The organism is Staphylococcus sp. HMSC077D08 (assembly GCF_001837945.1).
GTDB lineage: Bacteria > Bacillota > Bacilli > Staphylococcales > Staphylococcaceae > Staphylococcus > Staphylococcus epidermidis.
In genome coordinates this window covers 1-1,318 of the sequence record NZ_KV834822.1, presented here as the reverse complement: position 1 = coordinate 1,318, position 1,318 = coordinate 1, and the positions used below count along the sequence as shown (strand labels likewise).

Below are 1,318 nucleotides of genomic sequence, written 5' to 3'. Positions count from 1 at the left end.
TTAGCTATATTTTTTTACTTTGCAACAGAACCCTCTTTTTAATATCCCCGACTGGCAATGCCGGGATAGACTGTAACATTCTCACGCATAAAATCCCCTTTCATTTTCTAATGTAAATCTATTACCTTATTATTAATTCAATTCGCTCATAATTAATCCTTTTTCTTATTACGCAAAATGGCCCGATTTAAGCACACCCTTTATTCCGTTAATGCGCCATGACAGCCATGATAATTACTAATACTAGGAGAAGTTAATAAATACGTAACCAACATGATTAACAATTATTAGAGGTCATCGTTCAAAATGGTATGCGTTTTGACACATCCACTATATATCCGTGTCGTTCTGTCCACTCCTGAATCCCATTCCAGAAATTCTCTAGCGATTCCAGAAGTTTCTCAGAGTCGGAAAGTTGACCAGACATTACGAACTGGCACAGATGGTCATAACCTGAAGGAAGATCTGATTGCTTAACTGCTTCAGTTAAGACCGAAGCGCTCGTCGTATAACAGATGCGATGATGCAGACCAATCAACATGGCACCTGCCATTGCTACCTGTACAGTCAAGGATGGTAGAAATGTTGTCGGTCCTTGCACACGAATATTACGCCATTTGCCTGCATATTCAAACAGCTCTTCTACGATAAGGGCACAAATCGCATCGTGGAACGTTTGGGCTTCTACCGATTTAGCAGTTTGATACACTTTCTCTAAGTATCCACCTGAATCATAAATCGGCAAAATAGAGAAAAATTGACCATGTGTAAGCGGCCAATCTGATTCCACCTGAGATGCATAATCTAGTAGAATCTCTTCGCTATCAAAATTCACTTCCACCTTCCACTCACCGGTTGTCCATTCATGGCTGAACTCTGCTTCCTCTGTTGACATGACACACATCATCTCAATATCCGAATAGGGCCCATCAGTCTGACGACCAAGAGAGCCATAAACACCAATAGCCTTAACATCATCCCCATATTTATCCAATATTCGTTCCTTAATTTCATGAACAATCTTCATTCTTTCTTCTCTAGTCATTATTATTGGTCCATTCACTATTCTCATTCCCTTTTCAGATAATTTTAGATTTGCTTTTCTAAATAAGAATATTTGGAGAGCACCGTTCTTATTCAGCTATTAATAACTCGTCTTCCTAAGCATCCTTCAATCCTTTTAATAACAATTATAGCATCTAATCTTCAACAAACTGGCCCGTTTGTTGAACTACTCTTTAATAAAATAATTTTTCCGTTCCCAATTCCACATTGCAATAATAGAAAAGGTTCTGTTGCAAAGTTGAATTTATAGTAT

1 protein-coding gene is annotated in these 1,318 nt (G+C 38.1%); it reads right to left on the bottom strand.

Annotated elements, in window-relative coordinates; all coding sequences use genetic code 11:
• Positions 1 to 301 precede the first annotated feature (301 nt).
• The gene (gene aadD1 / locus HMPREF2663_RS10195; protein WP_001795128.1) at positions 302 to 1,072 is read right to left on the bottom strand and encodes an aminoglycoside O-nucleotidyltransferase ANT(4')-Ia; all 771 of its coding nucleotides are present in this window, start codon (positions 1,070 to 1,072) and stop codon (positions 302 to 304) included.
• Positions 1,073 to 1,318 lie beyond the last annotated feature (246 nt).